Origin of the sequence: Vibrio algarum (assembly GCF_028204155.1) — a bacterium.
GTDB classification, from domain to species: domain Bacteria; phylum Pseudomonadota; class Gammaproteobacteria; order Enterobacterales; family Vibrionaceae; genus Vibrio; species Vibrio algarum.
Genome location: NZ_JAQLOI010000001.1, coordinates 876,549 through 897,675 on the forward strand (window position 1 = coordinate 876,549; position 21,127 = coordinate 897,675).

Annotated in this window: 16 protein-coding genes and 1 pseudogene; 11 read left to right on the forward strand and 6 right to left on the reverse strand. The window is 40.5% G+C overall.

Going from position 1 to position 21,127, the window contains the following annotated elements:
- The first annotated feature begins 3 nt into the window (after positions 1-3).
- On the forward strand, positions 4-807 hold the full coding sequence (locus tag PGX00_RS04350; protein ID WP_272133246.1) for an undecaprenyl-diphosphate phosphatase: 804 nt from the start codon (positions 4-6) through the stop codon (positions 805-807).
- Positions 808-877: 70 nt separating this feature from the next.
- Here PGX00_RS04350 and PGX00_RS04355 read toward each other — a convergent pair.
- Positions 878-2,116: pseudogene (locus tag PGX00_RS04355) on the reverse strand (multifunctional CCA addition/repair protein); the annotation flags it as partial.
- 107 nt (positions 2,117-2,223) lie between these two features.
- Between PGX00_RS04355 and PGX00_RS04360 the strand changes: the two are divergent.
- A complete protein-coding gene (locus tag PGX00_RS04360; protein ID WP_272133249.1) occupies positions 2,224-3,822 on the forward strand; it encodes an ExeA family protein in 1,599 nt (532 codons plus the stop codon).
- A gap of 2 nt (positions 3,823-3,824) precedes the next feature.
- Positions 3,825-4,619: a general secretion pathway protein GspB gene (locus PGX00_RS04365; protein ID WP_272133251.1), complete on the forward strand. Its 795-nt coding sequence runs from the start codon at positions 3,825-3,827 to the stop codon at positions 4,617-4,619.
- A 109-nt stretch (positions 4,620-4,728) separates the two neighbouring features.
- Here PGX00_RS04365 and PGX00_RS04370 read toward each other — a convergent pair whose 3' ends face one another.
- The 3 genes from PGX00_RS04370 to PGX00_RS04380 form a co-directional block, all read right to left on the reverse strand.
- Positions 4,729-5,340 (reverse strand): TIGR04211 family SH3 domain-containing protein, encoded by a 612-nt coding sequence (locus PGX00_RS04370; RefSeq protein WP_272133252.1) that lies wholly within the window; start codon positions 5,338-5,340, stop codon positions 4,729-4,731.
- Between the two features lie 178 nt (positions 5,341-5,518).
- The gene (locus PGX00_RS04375; protein WP_272133254.1) at positions 5,519-6,778 is read right to left on the reverse strand and encodes an inorganic phosphate transporter; all 1,260 of its coding nucleotides are present in this window, start codon (positions 6,776-6,778) and stop codon (positions 5,519-5,521) included.
- Positions 6,779-6,886: 108 nt separating this feature from the next.
- Positions 6,887-7,567: a TIGR00153 family protein gene (locus PGX00_RS04380; RefSeq protein ID WP_272133255.1), complete on the reverse strand. Its 681-nt coding sequence runs from the start codon at positions 7,565-7,567 to the stop codon at positions 6,887-6,889.
- A 210-nt stretch (positions 7,568-7,777) separates the two neighbouring features.
- Here PGX00_RS04380 and PGX00_RS04385 point away from each other — a divergent pair, with 210 nt between their 5' ends.
- Positions 7,778-9,301, forward strand: a complete 1,524-nt coding sequence (locus PGX00_RS04385) for a CYTH and CHAD domain-containing protein (RefSeq protein WP_272133256.1) — start codon at positions 7,778-7,780, stop codon at positions 9,299-9,301.
- 72 nt (positions 9,302-9,373) lie between these two features.
- Here PGX00_RS04385 and PGX00_RS04390 read toward each other — a convergent pair whose 3' ends face one another.
- Positions 9,374-10,147: a potassium channel family protein gene (locus PGX00_RS04390; RefSeq protein ID WP_272133258.1), complete on the reverse strand. Its 774-nt coding sequence runs from the start codon at positions 10,145-10,147 to the stop codon at positions 9,374-9,376.
- A gap of 116 nt (positions 10,148-10,263) precedes the next feature.
- Between PGX00_RS04390 and PGX00_RS04395 the strand changes: the two genes are divergently transcribed.
- Together PGX00_RS04395 and glnE are read left to right on the forward strand one after the other, a co-directional pair.
- Positions 10,264-11,862, forward strand: a complete 1,599-nt coding sequence (locus tag PGX00_RS04395) for a methyl-accepting chemotaxis protein (RefSeq protein WP_272133259.1) — start codon at positions 10,264-10,266, stop codon at positions 11,860-11,862.
- Between the two features lie 138 nt (positions 11,863-12,000).
- Positions 12,001-14,847, forward strand: coding sequence for a bifunctional [glutamate--ammonia ligase]-adenylyl-L-tyrosine phosphorylase/[glutamate--ammonia-ligase] adenylyltransferase (glnE, locus tag PGX00_RS04400; RefSeq protein ID WP_272133261.1), 2,847 nt, complete (start codon positions 12,001-12,003; stop codon positions 14,845-14,847).
- A gap of 70 nt (positions 14,848-14,917) precedes the next feature.
- Here the strand turns inward: glnE and tolC are convergent, their stop codons facing one another.
- Positions 14,918-16,231 (reverse strand): outer membrane channel protein TolC, encoded by a 1,314-nt coding sequence (gene tolC, locus PGX00_RS04405; protein WP_272133263.1) that lies wholly within the window; start codon positions 16,229-16,231, stop codon positions 14,918-14,920.
- Positions 16,232-16,465: 234 nt separating this feature from the next.
- On the opposite strand from tolC, the gene nudF reads away from it, so the two are divergent.
- From nudF to parE, 5 genes are all read left to right on the forward strand, one after another.
- The gene (nudF, locus tag PGX00_RS04410; RefSeq protein ID WP_272133265.1) at positions 16,466-17,077 is read left to right on the forward strand and encodes an ADP-ribose diphosphatase; all 612 of its coding nucleotides are present in this window, start codon (positions 16,466-16,468) and stop codon (positions 17,075-17,077) included.
- Positions 17,065-17,502 carry a DUF1249 family protein gene (locus PGX00_RS04415; RefSeq protein ID WP_272133267.1) on the forward strand — a complete coding sequence of 146 codons (438 nt, stop codon included), beginning with the start codon at positions 17,065-17,067 and terminating at the stop codon, positions 17,500-17,502. Before nudF ends, PGX00_RS04415 begins: the two co-directional genes overlap by 13 nt.
- Positions 17,503-17,623: 121 nt before the next feature.
- Positions 17,624-18,439, forward strand: coding sequence for a 3',5'-cyclic-AMP phosphodiesterase (cpdA, locus tag PGX00_RS04420; protein ID WP_272133269.1), 816 nt, complete (start codon positions 17,624-17,626; stop codon positions 18,437-18,439).
- Positions 18,436-19,020, forward strand: coding sequence for an esterase YqiA (yqiA, locus tag PGX00_RS04425; RefSeq protein WP_272137920.1), 585 nt, complete (start codon positions 18,436-18,438; stop codon positions 19,018-19,020). Before cpdA ends, yqiA begins: the two co-directional genes overlap by 4 nt.
- A 221-nt stretch (positions 19,021-19,241) precedes the next feature.
- On the forward strand, positions 19,242-21,122 hold the full coding sequence (gene parE, locus PGX00_RS04430; RefSeq protein WP_272133270.1) for a DNA topoisomerase IV subunit B: 1,881 nt from the start codon (positions 19,242-19,244) through the stop codon (positions 21,120-21,122).
- Positions 21,123-21,127: the final 5 nt, after the last annotated feature.

Consider the following 21,127-nt stretch of genomic DNA (forward strand, 5'->3'; position numbering starts at 1 on the left):
TTAATGACGTATTTTGAAGCATTTATACTTGCCTTAGTTCAAGGCTTTACGGAGTTTCTCCCTATATCGAGTTCCGCCCACTTAATTTTGCCTTCTGCAATCTTAGGGTGGGAAGATCAAGGCTTAGCATTCGATGTGGCCGTGCATGTGGGAACCCTTGCCGCGGTTATTATTTATTTTAGACATGAAGTTGTTACCCTATTAACCGCCTTAATGGGGTCTATTTTCAAGGGCGAAAGATCAAAAGAGAGTAAATTGGCGTGGATGTTGGTGCTTGCTACAATCCCTGCCTGTATCTTTGGCCTATTCATGAAAGACATTATTGAAATATATTTGAGAAGTGCTTGGGTCATTGCAACAACAACCGTGGTATTTGCGTTGTTGTTATGGTGGGTAGACAACAATGCTTCGTTGAAAGATGATGAATATCAAGCCGATGGTAAAAAATCATTGATTATTGGCATTACTCAAGCGTTAGCTATGATACCGGGAACTTCTCGTTCTGGAGCAACGATTACCGCAGCTTTATATCTAGGCTTTACCCGAGAAGCCGCTGCACGTTTCTCTTTTTTAATGTCTATTCCAATTATTATGTTAGCGGGTGGGTATCTTGGGCTTAAGTTGATAACCAGTGGTGAACCGGTACATTTGAGTATTCTACTGACAGGGATTGTGACCTCTTTCATTAGTGCTTATATCTGTATTTTTTTCTTCTTAAAGCTTATTTCAAAAATGGGAATGCTACCGTTTGTCATCTATCGTTTGATACTCGGTTTTGGCCTGTTTGGTTTTTTGATTTTCGGTTAAGATAACTGAAGAGCTTATCCCCACGAAAGTTGGGATAAGCTCTTACAAATAATGTGTTAGCAAACGATAGTTAGCGAACACTATGTTGAGATAACGCAATCGCTTCAATTTTTCTTCTGTCTGACTCTTCTCGAATATGCTTTCCTGAAAAACCATCTTTAATCACGTCTTGTACATTTATAGATAACGCTGTTTTATAAGCACTCTCAAAAATCAGTTTTTGTGGATAAGCAGAGTCTTCATGACCTTTTCTTCCTTGGTGATCGGCCATACAGGTAAGTAATACTAGATTGAGTTTTTCAGGTTTACGCCAGACATCTAAATTATTCAGTATCTTTAGAAAGGTGGCAGGTCTTAGTTCCGCTGCTCTATGTACATTTGAATGTTGGGCGCAAACTGCAAGAGCGAGCTCTTTATATTCATTGGGGACTCTTAAACGTTCGCATACTGCTTTAATGATAGCTAATCCTGTATGGGTATGCATTTTATGGCTTGGCCATTCAGATTTAGGGGTTACGCCTTTTCCGAGGTCGTGGACTTGTGCTGCAAATCGCACAACAGAAGAGTCTGAGATTAGCGCTGCCTGTTTAGCAACCATAAGAGTATGAATGCCTGTATCTATTTCAGGGTGCCACTTTTCCGGTTGAGGGACACCAAATAGCCGATCGATTTCTGGAACGATAACCTTGAGAGCACCACATTGCCTTAGCACTGATAGAAAAACATCAGGCCGTTTTGTTATTAATGACTTATGCCATTCTTGCCATACTCTTTCAGGGGTAAGATGCGCAAGTTCCCCAGAGTTAACCATCTTGCTCATTAATTGAATGGTCTCAGGAGCGATGGTAAAGCCAAGTGGGGCGAGTTTTGCTGCAAAACGGGCGACTCGTAGTACACGCAGTGGGTCTTCAACAAAAGCCTCCGACACATGCCTAAGTACAAGGTTTTTGATATCAGTCTGGCCGTCGTAAGGGTCAATGAGGGCCCCTGACTTATCTTGAGCTATCGCATTAATGGTAAGATCGCGTCGAATAAGGTCTTCTTCTATCGATACCTCTGGAGAAAAATGACATTGAAATCCAGTATAGCCGTGACCTGATTTACGTTCAGTCCGTGCTAGCGCGTACTCTTCTTTGGTTTTAGGGTGAAGAAAAACAGGGAAGTCTTTACCGACAGGCTGAAAACCGAGTGATAGCATTTTGTCTGCAGTAGAACCAACAACGACCCAGTCGTTATCATAATTGGGAATATTGAGTAATTTATCACGTACAGCTCCGCCAACAAGGTAAGTTTGCAAGCAATGCTCCTTGGTAAAAACAATCAGTTAAGCTTTACATTCTATCAGCCAGTGGTACTTTGCATAACAACATTTTGTCTATTTAACGCGAACTAAACATTACGAAAAGAGATGGGTTAATGTATAAGGATTATTTTGGATTTATTGAGATGCCATTTTCGATAGTTCCAAGTTCAAGATACTTGTTTTTAAGTTCCCGCCATCGAGAGGCGATGGGACATCTTCAAGCCGGTCTTGGGGACGGTGGCGGTTTTGCCATGCTGACAGGGGAAGTTGGAACCGGTAAAACAACGGTATCCAAAGCCATGCTAGCATCGCTTAATGACGATGTGAAAGCAGGCTTAATACTTAACCCAACCTTTTCTGAAAACGACCTGCTTGAAGCTATATGCGATGAGTTTAATGTTAAGTATCCGGAAAACGCAACGCTTAAGCAGTTAACGAAAGGTATTCACCAGTATTTACTCGAAAACCATGCAAAAGGGATTCAATCACTATTGCTGATTGATGAGGCACAACACCTTTCAACTCAGGTATTAGAGCAGCTACGTTTATTAACTAATTTAGAAACGGACAGTCAGAAATTGTTAAAGGTGCTTCTTATTGGGCAACCTGAATTGCAAGCTAAGCTGCAAACGGCTGAACTGAGGCAATTGGCTCAACGGATCACGGGCCGTTATCATCTATTGCCTTTGTCGGATAAAGAGGTTGAACAATATGTTGAATTTCGCCTTCAGATAGCGGGAGCGCCACGTGCATTGTTTAGTGTTAAAGCATTAAAGGTCATTGCTAAATATTCACAGGGTATCCCTCGTTTGATCAATTTAGTGTGTGATAAAGCATTGCTGTATGCTTATTACAGCGGGGAACAAGAAGTCAGCGTAGAGAAAGTCGAAAAGGCGTGTCAGGACGTAATGTCTTTCCAGGCTCCATTAACTCAACAGAGTCAGTCCCACACTTCTCATTCATTTCCGTCTTTTTTTAGCGCTATTATGCTCGCCATTATTTTGGTCGGTTTAGTATTCAAATTTAACCAACCAATAGAAACGTTTGTCCAATCTCATCTTACACCTCTTCCAGTTTATCAATCGAAGATAGAAAAACAGGAGAGCATTGATGATGTATTAGCTGATTTCATTAAACAGAGCCAAAACCCAATTAATGCAACACAGATTTTATATGGCTTGTGGGGTATTAAAGCATCGGTGCTAGACGCTGATTGTTCATTGAATAACGCACCTTTTTACTGTGAAACTCGCTATGGAAACTTACAATCTGTTGTCGCTGAAAAGAGACCGGTTGTATTGAGCTTAAATAGTGAGTTTGGTGATTTTTATGCTGTGCTTTATAAGGTTTATGATGACAAGATCGAACTTATTAATGGCTCTCAGCGAGTCTTAATTGCCACGGATTGGTTAAATACCAACTGGAATGGTGAGTATCAGACACTTTGGTACAGTGAAATTGATCAAGTTTTGAAGATAAACAGTAACGGCAATAGCGTCGAAAAATTGGATTTATTGTTGGCTAAAGTATTAGGGGATGAAAGATTAAATACTCGGGTGTTTAATGCTACGTTAGAAAATCGTGTGAAAGCATTTCAAACTTGGCAAGGATTGTCCGCTGATGGTGTCGTTGGTAAAAATACATTGAAATTACTTGATCGGATGACGACCGAATTTGCCCCTGAAATTATCTTGATCAAAGAGGAGGGCTAACTATGTCTGAATTAATGAAATCTTTGGCACAGTCCGAACAGGGCTACAGAACAATGCATTCCTCCTCTCCTGTCATTTTAAATCACACGCATCTACCAAAAAGAAAAAATAACTTGGTATTGATGGTTTCTTTAGTACTGCTGCCGCCGATCGCTTCGATCGCTTATCTTGGTTATGACGCTAAGCAATCGTGGCAGCAGCAAACAGAGCGAGCAATGCAAACGATAGAAAGGCAAAAGCAGTTACAAAGCGTACCTAAACCGCCGTTAGTTACGTTTCTCGCTTATCCAGAATTAACAGAGCTTAGAGCCATAGATAGATCGCAATTTAATATAAATAATGTTGAGGCCGATATAAGCCCTCAAGTGAAGCAAACAGGTATTAATGCGGCAGGAATTGTAAATGAAGCTAAACCTATACGTGACGATTTACATTTAGACACACTCGACTTAAGTGGCCTCTCTTCCGAGCTAGCAGAACGAGTGCAAGACGCATTAGATGGTGAGGGCTCTACGCAACCACAACAAACTCAATATTCATCCGATGAGGTGGAGACAATAGAGTTAGTTAATTATGAGTATGTCTTTAGAGGCAAATTACCTGCTATGAATCTCCAAACTCATATGTACGCCAGTAATGAGCAAAGCCGTTGGGTAAAAATAAATGGTGTAGAACGACATGAAGGAGATTGGGTTAATGATTCAGTTCAAGTCTTGACTATTACGCCAAGGTTTATCACGGTTGGGTTTGAAGGTGATGTAATAGAAATACCGGCGCTTTACGAGTGGGAAGGTTGATAGACCAATAAATGGCAGTAATTAATGCCTGTTCAAATTAAAAAAGGTTGCGATAGCAACCTTTTTACGTTTTGTAAGCCCTACACGCGAGCACTTGCACGCATATGTATTAAGCCCAGCCGTTTGGTGCCTTTTTACGTCTTGGAATAATGTGTGGGAGAATTAGCCCAAACAGTAAACCAATACCCGCTACACCACCGCCATACATGAAGTATTTAAGCAGTAGGTCTTCTTTTTGTGTGTCTAACTTAGCGCGTAGTTCTCTAATTTCAGTTTGAGAACTCGTCAGTTGTTGGCTGATATCACTGTAGTTTTGTTCTAGCTCCGCAATTTGCTTATTACGCGAATCTAGTGATTGAACTAAGCCCGCTTTTGCTTCATCTGAATTTTTACGTGCGTTGGAGAGTTGCTCTTTCACTGTGGTTAGTTCTTCTTCAAGCTTAGGTAGGCGTTCCGCCATGCTTGCTTGACGGGTAACAAAACGGCTTTCAACCCAACCTTTACGACCTTTCGCGTCGATAACTTGGCTATACTTAGCAGTGGTATTGACGTCGACTAAGTTTACTTTATCACCTGCATTTACACTGCCGATGATACGAAACTCGTTACCAGGGCCGGCATGCATATAAGTGAACAGATTGTCTGCAATGTACCTAGGAGCAGCAAAGGCGCTTGGTATTGAGAAGCAGATAAATAAAACAACAAAAAGCAATTTTTTCACAGTGTGTCCCTTACGAAATTATGGCACTAGCAAGATGGTCATATTTCGTTTTAATCATTATTCGAATATTCCAGTGAGAGAATAGTAAGAATTTTAGCCTGTTGATGCAACTAAGAAGGCACGTCTACACGTGCCTTTTTTAACTTTTGAATCAAATATGACATTAACCTAACATTGATTAGATAAATATCGCTTCCAAAATATAGAAAAATATCACAGCTAATATAGCGCCAGCAGGTAAGGTGACAACCCAAGAAACAACGATATTTCGAACAACGCCTAGGTTTAGAGCGGCAATACCTCGAGCAAAACCAACACCTAAAACAGCACCCACAAGTGTTTGCGTAGTTGAGATAGGTAAACCAGTACCAGAAGCTAATACAACGGTAGATGCCGTTGCCAGTTGAGCTGCAAAGCCACGGCTTGGTGTTAATTCTGTTATTCCGGTTCCTACTGTTGCCATAACTTTATGGCCCATAGTCGCCAAACCAACCACAATACCAATACCGCCTAGTGGTAATATCCACCATGCAATAGTACTTTTAGTGGTTATTTCACCCATATGTTCGATAGTCGAAGCGATAGCTGAAAGTGGTCCGATTGCATTCGCAACATCATTTGAACCATGAGCAAATGCCATTGCACATGCTGTGATCACCATTAATGTGCTAAATATTTTTTCTACACCAGCAAAACCGTGGTCATCTTTCTTACCCGCGAATTTTTTACCTATGTATATATAGCCACCGACCATGACAAGAGCTGATACTGCAATCGCCCAGCCCCAAGCTTCAAAGCCTGTTAGGTGCAAACCTATGTGTTTAAGCCCTTTTTTGATTGTAACTAGGGCGATAACTAATGTCGTTATGAACATATATACAGGAACATAGCGTTTTGCATTGTTAAGTGGCTCAGCGGTATCAAAAATAAGTCGTTGTGCAGTAATGAATATATAGTAGGCAATGATACCTGATATAAGTGGAGTGACTATCCAACTGCCTACGATACCTTGAACAGATCCCCAGTCCACCGCTTCTGAACCAACAGAAACAAGAGCGAAACCAATAATGGCACCGATGATGGAGTGAGTCGTAGAAACTGGCCATCCTCTAAAAGAAGCAAGTAACAACCAAGTACCAGCGGCCAATAGCGCTGACATCATGCCGAATACAAGTACTTCAGGTTGGCTTTCAAACAAAGAGGTATCAATAACCCCTTTACGAATGGTGTCTGTTACTTCGCCACCAGCGAGATAAGCACCCGCGAATTCAAAAATCATAGCGATAAATATCGCTTGTTTTACCGTTAAAGCTTTTGAACCAACTGATGTGCCCATAGCATTGGCAACATCATTTGCACCAATACCGATAGCCATTAAAAAGCCAAAGAGCGCAGCAGTAATGATAAGGATAGTGCCGTAATTAGCGAGGATATCCATTGTGATACCTTAGTATTTTAGTAAGCCAAGCTGAAAGCAGAGCACATTCATTTGTGCTGATTGAACTGCCTATAGGTTAAACCTGACTTTACAAAGTGACTGAAAAATTTATGAACGAGAGAGCATCAATTCTAAACGAGTTCCAACTCGTTGAGCTTGATCAGCGATTTCGCCAACCCATTCAAGAATTTTGTACAAAAACATGACGTCAATCGGACTATAGTCATTTTCAATCGCCATTAATTGTTGGCGTAATTGAATTTGCAATAAGTCAGTGTCGTCTTCGATCAAGTCCAGTTGATGGATCATATCGGCCACTAAGTTTACTTCACGGCCTTTAAATCCGGTCTCCAAAAGTTCGTCGAACTCTTTGACTACTTTATGCGCTAAATTAGCTGAATCAATGCAACGCTTAACGTATGTGATAAAGTTGTCGTGGATTGTGTTAGGTATGTTCAGTCTACGTCCGATGACGCGTCCTGAAATATCTTTGGCGAGGTTAGCGAGTTTGTCTTGTTGAGTGATAAGATCCAACATGTCTGTACGGTCGACAGGCATAAACAAACCGCTAGGGAGTTTTAAACGAATTTCACGCTTTAAAACATCGGCTTCTTTCTCTAGTTCAGAAATGTGTGCACGGATTTTTTCTGCTTTATCCCAATCACCTTGATGGCAAGTTTCAAAAAACTCCACAAGCTGAGAGCAACATTCATCTACAACCGCCACGTGCTTTTGTAACGGCTTTATTGGGGATTTAGCGAACAATCCCATAATTGTATTTACTGGCATAGTGATCAAACCTAAAAAAATAGAACCTATATAAACCATATACTAAAAAAATGTATTTGGTCGCCTAGGGCTATGAAGTGGCGCATGTTAACCTAATAAATTGACCAATAAAACTGATTTAGATCATCTAGAGCGTGAAATTTCGTTCTTGCGGTAGGCAATAATAGGCAATATCCTGTGTAAGACGACTTTTAAAGGTATAAATATTCAATGGAAACCGAGATAGAACTGAAGTTTTTTGTAAAACCTGAATTTTCCGATAAATTACAACGAAAAATTGCGGAGACCAAGGTTCTTCAGAGCAGTTGTAGAGAATTAGGTAATATTTACTTCGATACTCAAGACAATTGGTTACGCCAGCATGATATTGGCCTGCGTATTAGGCGATTCGATGACGTGTTCGTTCAGACCGTAAAAACATCAGGTCGCGTAGTGGCTGGCTTACATCAACGACCCGAATATAATGCCGAACATGATAGTAACTCTCCAGATCTTACCCTTCATCCTCAAGATATTTGGCCCTCAGGTAAAGATGTATCCCAATTACAACAAGAAATTTTTCCACTATTTTCAACAAATTTTACCCGTGAGCAGTGGTTAGTTGGAATGGCGGACGGAAGCCAAATCGAAGTGGCTTTTGATCAAGGTAAAGTCATTGCGGGGGATAAAGAGTCACCAATTTGTGAGGTGGAACTCGAACTGAAATCGGGTCAAGCGGACTCTCTGTTTACTTTAGCAAGAAGCTTAAGTGAAGAAGGCGGTATGCGATTAGGTAATCTAAGTAAAGCGGCTAGAGGTTACCGCCTTGCACAAGATTATGAGGGCGATGATGTAAAACCGTTATCTATGGTGGAAACGAAAAATGACGATAGTGTAGAAGATTGCTTTATCAATTCGTTAGAGCATGCCCTTTCACACTGGCACTATCACGAACAGATATTTTTTGAACATCCGTCTAATCTCGTGCTCGCACAAATTAGTAATTCAATCTCATTTATCAGACAAATTTTAACCGTGTATAGCGGCATTGTTCCACGGCGAGCAAGTGCCTTGTTACGTCAAGAGTTAAAATGGTTAGATGAAGAGATGAGTTGGTTAAAAACAGCAGATTATATTGATGATCTTTGTGAAGATAAAGGTCATGTTCTTCGTAAACTGGATGCGAGAAAGTTATTGGTATCTAAGCTTAATTACAGCAAGTCGCAGTTACCAAATGAAGAGGAAATGGTCACTCTATTTACTTCGGCCCGGTATACGGGGCTCGTACTTGATTTAAGTCGTTGGCTAATGGGTAGAGGTTGGCATCCATTTCTCGATGATAAAGCAAAAGAAAAAATGACAACTTCCATTAAACGCTTTTCTCAACATCAACTAGACAGGACGTGGGCCGAATTAATGGAGGCTTTTCCTGCTCAAAAAGTCTTAACAAGTGAAGAGTATATAGATCAACGATATGGGTTAATGCGAAACCTTTATACCGGTATCTGTTTTGCTTCGCTATACGATATTGAACAGCGAAATAATTTTCGTATGCCTTGGGATGATCTTCTCCATGGTATTGATGATCTTCTTACTTTAAAGCCTCTTGAAGAGTTACTTAGCGACAAAGAACTTGATGAAGAAGATAAAAATCAGTTAGAAAGATGGCTTGCTAGACAAGAACTTTCTATCTTACACGCGATGGAACAAACCAGAGCGATGAGTGTAGAAGTACCTCCTTATTGGAGTAATTGAAAACCCTTCAGACAGTGATAATGATCTGATTAAAAAAGGTGGGCAACTAAGATTGTCCACCTTTTTTAATCGTTATCGATTTTCATCTGGTTTGTGATTTTGGGATCTTTCTAAATTATCTATTCTTTTAATCAGTATTTTTTGATCAGCGATGAGCTTTTCTAATAATTCATTATTTTTAGCTAATTGATGATATGGTCTATTAGATTTTGGTGAAGCGATTAAAGATGTGATTAGGCCTGAAATCATACCGAATATCCCTACACCACAAATCAATATTGCCGACGCAATAATCTTACCTATATCGGTCGTTGGGTAGTGGTCACCATAGCCAACGGTTGACACGGTCACTATTGACCACCACAACGCATCACCTGCAGATTTTATGTTTGCCTCTGGATGACTCGCCTCAACAAAGAGAATCGCGGTGGATCCCAATGTCAGCAGAAAAATCAATAATAATAAGATTGAAGCGAATGTGGCTTCACTTCTGTTACGGTTTATTTGATCAAAAATATGCTTTCCAGATTGAATAACTTTGATCACTCGTAAAATTTGGAAAATTCGGCCATAACGAAGTGGCTCTATTAACGGTATGCTTGCGACGAAATCTATCCAATGTTCTTTTAGATAAAGTAATCGATTTTTAGAACGAATGAGGTCTGTTGTGAGCTGTAATAAAAAAAGACTACAGATCGCAGTGTCGATGCCGATAAGTAAAGAATAGGTATCTGGCGAAGGCTTAAAAAATAATAGTCCAGAGATCACAAATAGTGACAAAAAAGACAATACCAGTGACATTAGGCTCATTGGTTTGACTTCATCTTTGATATGATGTTTTTTCATTCGAGGCTCAAATTAAATGTAGTGATAATTAGTGTCGCTATAATCATTGGTAGGATAGCTATACTAACTATCTAGACAACGAGTCAAGTAATATAAGAATACGTGGAGAACTAGGAATGGCAAGTATCACGATTAAACCATGGGAAAGGCTGATCACAGACATACGATTAGTACCTAAACTCATTTTGTTGATGGCTTTTAGTTCGGTTTTGATTATTTCAAAACAGCTGTGGGATGCGAGAACATTTTATAATTCTTCTACATCGATCCAAATAGAACAAATTGCAATTGAAGCGCAATCTGAAGCAAGCTTAATTGATATTATTTTATCGACTGCTAGTGGAAATGGTGCAGTAGAGTCTGCGATTAAAAAGATTCTAAATCGCAGCGCTAAGGACCATTTTACTTATATTGTCGAAAGAGACAGTGGAAAAATAATTGGCCATCCTGGTTTTACCTCTCTTAATGCCATGGATACCATGACGAGTAATGGAAGCTCTGTTAAACAGCTACTCTCTCAGGTATCAAGTCATCAAAGTATAAAATTAGCCGATGGAGAAAGGTTTGAGCATGCTGTTAAGTTGAGTAATGGGAATTGGGTTGTGGTGGTATCACAAAGTTCTGATATGTCCCAAAAGCATTACGACGCTTACATAGAGCAGATTATTTGGCAAACTTTGTTAATGATCATTGTTTTTGTCGGGATATTGCTTGGTGCAGCTAATGTTATGCTACGCCAAACGAATTATATCTCAGATGCCATTAAAGGTATGGCAGGAAAAGACCTTGTCACACCAATCGAGCTAAATTGTAAAGATGAGTATGGTGACTTAGCCAGAGAGCTAGAAAAAACAAGGATTCAGCTTCAAGACGTAATTAAAGCACAGATCGATACTTCCCAAGAGTTATCTAGTATGACCGAGGTGATGACTATTAGTATGTCGGAAACCAAAGATTCATCGGAAGAAGAATTTGGTGAGATTGATCAGCTTGCTACAGCAATGAATGAAATGAGTACAACCGTTCAAACGGTTGCTGAACATGCTCAAAATGCATCGTTAGTCACCGAACAAGCTCAGGTTCAAGCTCAAACAGGACAACAGTTTGTGCTCGATAGTGTAAGCAAAATGAAAGAACTATCGAATGATATAAGCAAATCGGCCGAGGCGGTGAATCAAGTAGAAGTTAGAGTCGATTCAATAAGCAGCGTTGTTGGTACTATCCAAAACATCTCTGAACAAACAAATTTACTGGCGTTGAACGCCGCTATAGAAGCAGCGAGAGCCGGTGAAGCTGGACGTGGTTTTGCAGTCGTTGCCGATGAAGTGAGAAACCTAGCGCAAAGTACTCAAAAAGCAACAGTAGAAATTCAAGATATGATTACTCAGTTGCAAAACAGTGCTAGCTCTGCAGTAGAAATGATGGAAAAGAGTGTTGTAGAAGCCGCAGATGGTGCTGAGTTGGTGAATAATGCTGGCGATGAGCTAGGCGGCATTGTTGAGCAGGTAACAAGTATTAATGATATGAATATTCAGATAGCAACAGCAGCAAGCCAACAAAGTACTGTAGCAGATGAGATGAATCAAAATCTAACAAACGTAAGAGGCCTAGTAGAGGCTTCTGTTGTGGTTGTATCTGAGCTATTGGAAATGTCGGAAGATATGCAGCGTAACGCTGAAGAGTTAGATAGGAAAATTCAATCTTTCCAAATATAGTAACCTAATCCGACAATAGTTACCTTAGAGATCACGTAACGTACGTTTATCAGGCCCGCTCAGTGTTAGCGGGCCTTTTTTATTGCTAAAGTAGGGTTAAAGTTAAAGGATAAAAACGGTAACGAACAAGGACGTCAGATGCATTTGCCCGAGAACTTTCTTTCAGAATATCAATCCGCCTATTCTCAATTCAATGATGACTCTCAGCTGTTAATAGAAAAGTGGCCAGAACTGCGACAGAGTGAATTAAAGCGCGTAATAGCCTTAAGTCAATTTGTGACAGATTCACTTTGTCAAGACGATGAGTTAGTACAAATCTTACCGGATATGCTGGAAAAGAAAGAACGTTGTAGTACTTATCGAGATCGTTTAGCCACATTGCTACAGAGTTGCAATGACGAGAACTGTGGGCTCAAGGTTCTACGCCAATTTAGACGAAGAGAGATGGTTTATATAGCATGGCGAGACTTCACTAATAACTGGAGCCTTGATGAAAGCTTAAGTCATCTATCAATGCTTGCAGAAGCGATGATTTTTGAAACCTATCGCTGGCAATATAAGCTCTGTTGCGATGAATGGGGTACGCCATGCAATGCCAGCGGTGAACCTCAACCAATGTTGATTATAGGGATGGGTAAGCTTGGAGGGGGAGAGCTTAACTTTTCATCAGATATAGACCTCATCTTTACTTATCCTGAAAACGGAGAAACTCAAGGAGCTCGTAGAAGCATATCTAACGCTCAGTTTTTTACGCGATTGGGTCAACGGATTATTAAAGCGCTCGATCAACAAACATTCGATGGTTTTTGTTATCGAGTCGATATGCGATTACGGCCATTTGGAGAAAGTGGACCGTTAGTGATGAGTTATGCGGCAATTGAGGACTATTACCAAGAGCAGGGGCGTGATTGGGAACGCTATGCAATGATAAAAGCACGGGTGATGGGTAGTGAAATGTATCCGGAATATCAAGAGCTTAGACAAATGCTAAGACCCTTTGTCTTTAGACGCTATATCGATTTTAGTGCGATTCAATCTCTTCGCCGAATGAAATCTATGATATCCAGTGAGGTTAGGCGCAGAGGGTTAGCTAATAATATAAAATTGGGTGCCGGTGGTATACGTGAAATTGAATTTATTGCCCAAGTATTTCAACTGGTTCGAGGGGGAAGGGAACCAAGTTTAAGAGGGCGGGGTTTGTTAGAAACCTTGGCCGCAGTGAAGGAGTTAAATCTTTTAGATAATACGGAAGTTGAGCAATTAGAGGCTTCATATCGTTATTTAAGAAGACAAGAAAACTTGTTACAAGCCATGGCCGATAAGCAAACACAAACTTTACCAGAACACGAATCTGATCAATTGAAGTTAGCGTGTGCGATGGGAAAAGAGACTTGGCAAGAAATGCTACAAGATACCCAAAATCATATGCAGGTAGTACATGCCATATTTGAACAGCTGATAGGTGAAGAAGAAGAGGAAAGTACAGCGGTCAAAAAACATTTTTCTGAGTTATGGGACATGGCTCATAAAGAAGAAGTGATCGAACATGTTTTAGAGCAAGACCTCTCTAGAGAAGCCCCAGAAAAAGAAGCTCAAGTGATTATTCAATTTAAGAATGATCTCGCTAAAAAGACTCTGGGGCCAAGAGGGAGAGAAGTCTTAAATAAGCTTATGCCTAAGGTGTTCCAAAGTATATTTTTGCATGAGGAGGCTGAATTTGGTCTGCCACGAGTGCTTCACCTTTTGCACAAAATAGTCACACGTACTACCTACCTAGAGCTTCTTGACGAACACCCTGCAGCGCTAACCCAGTTAGTGCGTCTCTGCACAGCAAGTCCTATGATATCGGAACAACTCAGCCGTTTTCCGATCTTACTTGACGAATTGCTAGACCCTAATCAACTCTACAACCCAGTTCCGTTAGAGTCATATAAGACAGAATTAAGAGATTATTTAGCTCGGATCCCTGAAGATGACATGGAACAACAGATGGAGGCTTTGAGGCAGTTTAAGCAAATATGTAGTTTAAGAATCGCCGCCGCTGATATTGCTGAAGTGTTACCTGTGATGAAAGTTAGCGACCATTTAACCTATTTAGCTGAGGCGATTGTTGAGGCCGTCATTAATCAGGCGTGGTTACAATTGTCTGAAAAATATGGTGAGCCGACTCATCTAAAAGATAGAGAAGGTAAAGGGTTTGCTGTCGTTGGTTATGGAAAAGTTGGTGGTTGGGAGCTAGGGTATAACTCGGATCTTGATATCGTCTTTATGCATGATTGTCCTGTAAATATTTATACAGATGGTAAAAAAGAGATAGATGGAAGACAGTTTTATTTGCGCTTGGCGCAAAGAATTATCCATATATTTTCAACACGAACGGCTTCTGGAATTTTGTATGAAATTGATACCCGTTTGAGACCTTCAGGTGTTTCTGGGTTATTGGTTAGCCCAACAGAGGCCTTTGAAGAGTATCAACAAAACGATGCGTGGACGTGGGAGCATCAAGCTCTTGTTCGTACTCGATTAATTTACGGAGATAAACCATTGGCTCTCGCTTTTGGTGATATCCGGCATAGAGTGCTTTCCAGAGTTAGAGAGAAAGAAAAGCTGAAACAAGATGTCGCTGCAATGCGTGAAAAAATGCGCGAGCATCTTGGTGAGAAGAAAATCGGTAGGTTTATGCTTAAGCAAGACAAAGGGGGAATTACCGATATCGAATTTCTCGCTCAATATTTGGTTCTAAGCTTTAGTAATGAACATACCTCGCTAACTCGTTGGTCTGATAATGTCAGGATTTTTGAGTCATTAGCGAGCCAAGGGGTTATTGATGAAAGTGAAGCCTTAGCCTTAAATAATGCTTATACGACACTTCGAGATGAAATTCATCATCGAAACTTACTCAATCAAGACGCGGATGTGGATGAAAGCCGATTTATTGAAGAACGAACGTGCGTCAACGAGCAATGGGATAAGTGGTTTACTTGATTCTAGTTTAGTATTAACGAAAAAGAGGGTCGGCATTGCCGACCCTCTTTTTCGTTAAGTGCAGTAAAGGTTATTTTTTTACAACATCAGGTGCTTTAAGGCCTGCGTTGATATATAAAATTTCACTCTCACTGAGTGTACCAGTAGCATCACGTAAACTTAGAACACTGATGATGTAGTTGTAACGAGCATCAGATAAGTTACGGTTTGCGTCGTATAAACGTCGAGTAGAATCCAAAACGTCAACAATGGTACGGGTACCAACATCGAAGCCCGCTTCCGTTGCTTCTAAAGCAGACTTAGCAGACACTACTGATTGCTCATAAGCTCGTATAGTACCAATGGTTGCATTGATGTTGTTGTTTGAGCTACGCACTGTAGCGACGATGCTGCGATAAGTCGCTTCTAGGTCTTCACTTGCCGCGACATAGTTAAACTCAGCTTGTTTAACTTGTGAGGTGATATTGCCACCAGTATATAGAGGTACAGAAAGATTTAGGCCAATGTTGAAGCTATTAGCATCATAATCACTGGTACTTTCACCTTGATCTGTATAGCCGTAACCACCATCTAAAGTGAGTGATGGAAGATGTCCAGAACTTGCCAATGAGATAGAGTCTCGAGCAATATCTTGAGAGATTCTTGCTGTTAATAGCGTTAAGTTCTTAGTTTGCGCCAATTCAAGAAGTTGTTGTGGAGATTCTTCGGTTTTGGTTGCAGAGAAGGTTTTGGTATCGAGAACATTAAGGTTAGTATGCTCTCGCCCTGTTATTTCACGAAGTGCTTCATAGCTGTTAACAAGGTCATTTTCGCTTACCACTTCACTCGCTAGCACACTATCGTACTCTGCTTGTGCATCATGCACGTCGGTAATTGCAGATAGACCAACCTCGAAACGTTGTTTCGTCTGCTCTAACTGTCTTGCTACTGCGGCTTTTTCAGCACGAACAAATTCTAAGCTATCTTGTGCTCTAAGTACTTCAAAGTAGGCGGTAGAAACTCGTAGGATCAAATTCTGTTGTTGGGCTGCATAGGCCGCATCAGTTTGTCTCGCTGATTTTTCTGCCGTATCAAGTGTGATCCAGCTTGAGCGTTGGTAAAGTTCTTGTGAAAAATTGATACCCGCAGCCAACGTATTATTTTCAGCACTGTCATAATCACTACGTGTAATATCGTAGCTAGCACTTAAATTAATTTGTGGCAAAAGGGTCGCACGGCTAGAATTAATTGCCTCAAATGCAGCGTCTCGTTGAGCTGCTGAACGTAGTAATGTTGGGTCGTTTTCTTTTGCTAAATTGTAGATCTCAGCAAGATCATCAGCAAGAGCGATGGTCGACGTAGTACCTAGCGCTGTACTAATAAATAATGGAAGCAGCTTTTTCATTTGGTTTGTTCCTGCCTTAATTAAGGATCGATTCTTCAAGAGTTTAACCCAAGTAGAGGTTATTTTGTTCTAATCTTTGCTCTTTTTTACATTTTATTGTACGAGTGTGCAATATTTTTTGGTAAATTCAAAATTTATTTAAACCTTATTGATAAAGTTGAGTAATATCATTGGTGCTAAAGTTACTCTATGATTAAAATACTCAATACATGAATCTATGGAGTCTAATCCTCTATGAAGCCACAATTTACCCCAGAAGATGTAAAGATCATTTCCAAAGAGACCTTGTTCAAAGGTTTTTTTCAAATGGTTAAGTATACATTTAAGCACAAGTTGTACGATGGTGGGTGGAGTCAACCTGTAGAACGTGAATTATTTGAGCGTGGTCATGCCGCCGCAATGTTACCCTATGATCCAATAAGGGATGAAGTGGTATTGATTGAACAGATTCGAGTAGGTGCATTAGAGCATGAAAACCCATGGCAATTAGAGATTGTTGCAGGGATCATGGACGCTGATGAAGAGGTAGAAGATCTCGTTCGTCGTGAGGCGATGGAAGAGGCTGGTTTAGAGGTGGACAACATTGCTTCGGTTGCTAGCTATTACCCTTCTGCAGGAGGCTGTTCTGAACGATTAGATGTTTTTGTAGGGCAGGTGAACTCTTTGGGCGCTGGAGGTGTTTATGGTCTCGATTATGAAAGTGAAGATATTCGAGCATTGGTAATGAAAAGAAGCGATGCTTATGCGTTAATTGCTGACGGTAAAATAGAAAATGGCGCATCTATTATTGCCTTACAATGGTTAGAGATTAACCATGAAAAACTAAGGTTAGAATGGCAACGGTAATGTCTGGGAAGCCCTATCATGTTGATCTTGCAGGTCTGATGAGGGTTTATGAAACAAACTATGCTAAATTAAACGCTTTGCTGCCCAATCAGCCGAGTGTTGGTGATGTACGTTCTTATCAAGTTGCGGACATGGCCTATCAATTAGAAGTCATAGAAATAACTAAGTACACAACCTTAATTAATGTTAGCCAATGTAACGAACAGCCAGTTTTTCCTTTACCTAGGATGACAGTAAGGCTGTATAACGATGCTAGAGTTGCAGAAGTGTGTGCAAGTGAGCAGATTTCTAGAGTGCAAGCTCGTTATGATTACCCGAATTCAAAAATGATGCAGAAAGATGAAAAGTTTCAATTAAATCAATTCTTAAGTGATTGGCTTTCTTTTTGTTTAAAACATGGCATAAGTCGTGCTCCTCTTTTTTAGTGTTAAGTTTCCCGTGACATTGCTGATTAAAAAGAGACAATAAAAACGCACCATCAATAATTATAAAAAAAGTTTACGAGAATAAAGATTAATTCAAAGGAAAAAAGTTAGGTTTACTATTTTGAAGATACCAGCAACCTTAAATAACAGTATAAAATTTTTGCAGGTTACTGATACCCATCTGTTTTCTGAGGCAGACGGGTGTCTGTTAGGTGTGAACACTCTTGATAGTTTTCATGCCGTTATAGAAGAAATTATGACGCAAGATATTGAGTTTGACGCGGTACTTGCAACGGGCGATATTTCTCAAGATCATTCGATTCGCTCATATCAACGATTTGAACAAGGGATTACTCATTTAAGTAAGCCGTGTTTTTGGTTACCTGGAAATCACGACTATAAATTGAGCATGGATAGCATCATTCCCTCGGAGCATGTTCGTGATGAGACTCATGTCTTAGCCGGTGAGCATTGGCAAGTTATTTTACTTGATAGCCAAGTGGCAGGTGTGCCCCATGGTCGACTGTCTGATTTACAGCTAAAGTACCTAGACAATACATTACTTAAAAATGCGCATTTGCATACGCTTGTTCTTATTCATCATCATCCAGTTCTTGTTGGCAGTGAGTGGTTAGATCAACATACTTTACATGAAGCGCAATCGTTATGGGATGTAATTAACAAGCATAATAACGTTAAGGCGATATTGGGTGGACATGTTCACCAAGACTTCAATCAATTGATTTCTGGTGTTCGAGTGATGACAACGCCTTCGACCTGCGTTCAGTTTAAACCCAATTCTAAGGATTTTTCATTGGATTCACGCTCACCAGGCTGGAGGACGATAGAATTGTTTGAGGATGGAAGATTAGAAACCAAGATCGGCAGGCTCAAAAATGGTCAGTTTATTCCCGATTTTGGTGCGGGAGGTTACTGATGAAACCTTCGCTATTGCTTTATATTCACGGTTTTAACAGCTCACCGCAATCCTTGAAAGCGAATGTAATGAAAACGTTTTGTGAACAAAGTCGACCAGATATTAAAGTCATCACGCCTCAAATTTCTTGCTTTCCAGAAGACGCGAAGCAGTTACTGCTAGATATTGTTGAACAATACAAAGATGACTATCAAATCGGCCTGGTTGGTAGTTCTTTGGGTGGTTATATGTCAACTTGGTTAAATAGTCTTTATGGTTTTTCTGCCGTAGTTGTAAACCCGGCCGTGCGCCCTTATGAATTATTACAAGATTATTTAGGTGAACAGACAAATCCCTACACAAATGAAACCTATACTTTGCAACAAAAACATGTCGAGCAGCTAAGGTCATTAGATGTAGTCACACTTACAGACCCTGCTGATTTTTGGTTATTGCAACAAGAAGGTGATGAAGTTCTTGATTATCGACAGGCAGTTGATAAGTTTTCTGAATCTAAGCAAACCGTAGAAAAAGGCGGAGATCATAGTTTCGTTGGTTTCGACCGGTATCCTGAACAAATAATTAACTTTCTTGGGCTCTAGTCACCCGTATTCGTGCGGGAAATGTCATAAAATCTCTATCCCGTGAGCAATGCGCTTGACAACTGAGCCCTTGTTCCAGACTATGTTCCTTTGTATTTACTCTATGTGAGAACACGTTTTTATATCTAAAACACCATTTTGAGGTGTTTGTTTCGAATTGAATTCAAAACGTAATGTTTTCATAAAAAGTACCCCTAAACTTATAAGACAATTTCCGTATTATGACTGAACAATATAATGCTGGAGCCATTGAGGTTCTTAACGGCTTAGAGCCAGTACGTCGCAGACCTGGGATGTATACGGATACAGTGCGCCCTAACCACTTAGGTCAGGAAGTTATCGATAATAGTGTCGATGAAGCACTTGCCGGTCATGCATCTAAAGTACAAGTTATTCTCCATGCCGATCAATCATTAGAGGTGATTGACGATGGACGTGGTATGCCTGTAGATATTCACCCTGAAGAGAAAATCTCGGGTGTCGAGCTGATCTTATGTAAGCTCCACGCAGGTGGTAAGTTTTCTAACAAAAGTTATCAGTTTTCCGGTGGCTTACACGGCGTTGGGATTTCGGTAGTTAATGCCCTCTCTAAAAGGGTGGATGTTACTGTTAGGCGTGATGGCCAAGTCTATGAAATTGCGTTTGAACATGGTGATAAAGTCTCCGATTTGACGGTTACAGGGACTTGTGGCCGTCGAAATAGTGGGACGAGTGTGCACTTTTGGCCAGAGCCTAAATATTTTGACTCGAGTAACTTCTCTGCTTCTAGACTCATTAATAATCTACGAGCCAAAGCGGTTCTCTGCCCAGGGTTGGAGATTACTTTTACCAATAAAATTAACGGTGAAGTACATAAATGGTTTTATGAAGATGGCTTGAAAGATTATCTTTCCGAAGGCGTTAAAGGTTATACAGTACTTCCAGAATCCCCATTTACTGGTGAGTTTAAAGCGGAAACGGAAGGGGCTAGTTGGGCTCTTATCTGGCAGCCAGAAGGTGGCGAATTAATAACAGAAAGTTATGTGAACTTGATACCTACCCCTCTTGGTGGAACTCATGTCAATGGATTGCGTCAGGGTTTGCTCGATGCAATGCGTGAGTTTTGTGAATTCCGTAACTTACTTCCTCGTGGCGTTAAATTAACGGGGGATGATGTCTTTGACCGTTGTTCTTATGTCTTGTCGATAAAGATGCAAGATCCTCAGTTTGCTGGCCAAACAAAAGAGCGTCTTTCATCTCGTCAATGCGCGGCATTTGTCTCAGGAGTTGTTAAAGATTCTTTCAGTCTTTGGTTAAATGAGCGTCCTCAATTAGCCGAACTTATGGCTGAAATGTGCATTTCTAATGCTCATCGCCGAATGCGTGCGAGCAAAAAAGTAGTACGTAAAAAAGTGGCATCAGGCCCTGCTTTACCGGGTAAACTTACGGATTGTTCCGTACAAGATTTAAGCCGTACAGAGATATTTTTTGTGGAAGGGGATTCTGCGGGAGGGTCTGCAAAACAGGCCAGAGATCGCGAATTTCAAGCTATTATGCCCCTTCGAGGTAAAATACTTAACACATGGGAAGTGTCAGCAGATCAGGTTTTAGCCTCTCAAGAGGTTCATGATATTTCTGTGGCGTTAGGTATTGACCCTGATACAGATAATCTTGATAGCTTGCGTTACGGCAAGGTTTGCATACTAGCGGATGCTGACTCCGATGGACTCCATATTGCTACATTACTTTGTGCATTATTCACTCGCCATTTTAGGGCCTTGGTCGCAGAAGGTCATGTTTATGTTGCCATGCCACCACTTTTTCGTATTGATTGTGGTAAAGAGGTATTTTACGCGCTCGATGAAGAAGAAAAAGAGGGCATACTTGAACGTTTGAGTAAGAAGAAAGCCAAAATAAACGTACAACGATTTAAAGGTTTGGGTGAGATGAACCCACTGCAACTGCGTGAAACCACAATGGATCCAAATACTCGTCGATTGGTTCAACTTACTATTGATGACGATGAGCTTACCAACGAAATGTTAGATATGTTACTAGGTAAAAAGAGAGCGGATGACCGTCGTACTTGGTTACAAAGCAATGGCGATTTAGCAGAGGTTTAAAAGAT